Origin of the sequence: Mesorhizobium sp. B263B2A (assembly GCF_020165775.1) — a bacterium.
GTDB classification, from domain to species: Bacteria; Pseudomonadota; Alphaproteobacteria; order Rhizobiales; family Rhizobiaceae; genus Mesorhizobium; species Mesorhizobium opportunistum.
In genome coordinates, this window is sequence record NZ_JAIUIU010000068.1 from 1 (window position 1) to 1,007 (window position 1,007).

The 1,007-nt window shown below is 64.9% G+C and carries 1 protein-coding gene; it reads right to left on the reverse strand.

The features are described from left to right. On the reverse strand, positions 1-1,007 hold a 1,007-nt coding region (gene tuf, locus LB568_RS33420; protein WP_224732404.1), incomplete at both ends, for an elongation factor Tu.

Consider the following 1,007-nt stretch of genomic DNA (forward strand, 5'->3'; position numbering starts at 1 on the left):
TTGATGGTGACGACGATGCCGGCACCGACGGTGCGGCCGCCTTCACGGATGGCGAAGCGCAGCTTCTCTTCCATGGCGATCGGCACGATCAGCTCGACATCGACCGTGATGTTGTCGCCGGGCATCACCATCTCGGTGCCTTCCGGCAGCGACACGATGCCGGTCACGTCCGTGGTGCGGAAGTAGAACTGCGGACGGTAGTTGGTGAAGAACGGCGTGTGACGGCCACCTTCGTCCTTGGTCAGGATGTAGGCTTCGGCCACGAACTTCTTGTGCGGCTTCACCGTGCCCGGCTTGGCCAGAACCTGGCCGCGCTCGACACCTTCACGGTCAACGCCGCGCAACAGCGCGCCGATGTTGTCGCCGGCCTGGCCCTGGTCGAGCAGCTTGCGGAACATCTCCACGCCCGTGCAGGTCGTCTTGGTCGTCGGACGGATGCCGATGATCTCCAGCTCCTCGCCGACCTTGACCACGCCGCGCTCGACGCGGCCGGTCACCACCGTGCCACGGCCCGAGATCGAGAACACGTCCTCGATCGGCATCAGGAACGGCTTGTCGAGCGGACGAACCGGGGTCGGGATGTAGGCGTCGACCTGAGCCATCAGCTCGCGGATCGCGTCCTCGCCGATGGTCTTGTTCGAATCCTCAAGCGCGGCCAAAGCCGAACCCTTGACGATCGGAATGTCGTCGCCGGGGAACTCGTTCTTCGACAAAAGCTCGCGAACCTCGAGCTCGACCAGTTCGAGCAGCTCGGCGTCGTCGACCTGGTCGACCTTGTTCAGGAACACCACGATCGACGGCACGCCGACCTGACGGGCCAAGAGGATGTGCTCGCGGGTCTGCGGCATCGGGCCGTCGGCGGCCGACACCACCAGGATCGCGCCGTCCATCTGCGCGGCACCGGTGATCATGTTCTTCACATAGTCGGCGTGGCCGGGGCAGTCGACGTGGGCGTAGTGGCGGTTGGCCGTCTCGTATTCGACGTGCGCCGTCGAGATCGTGATGCC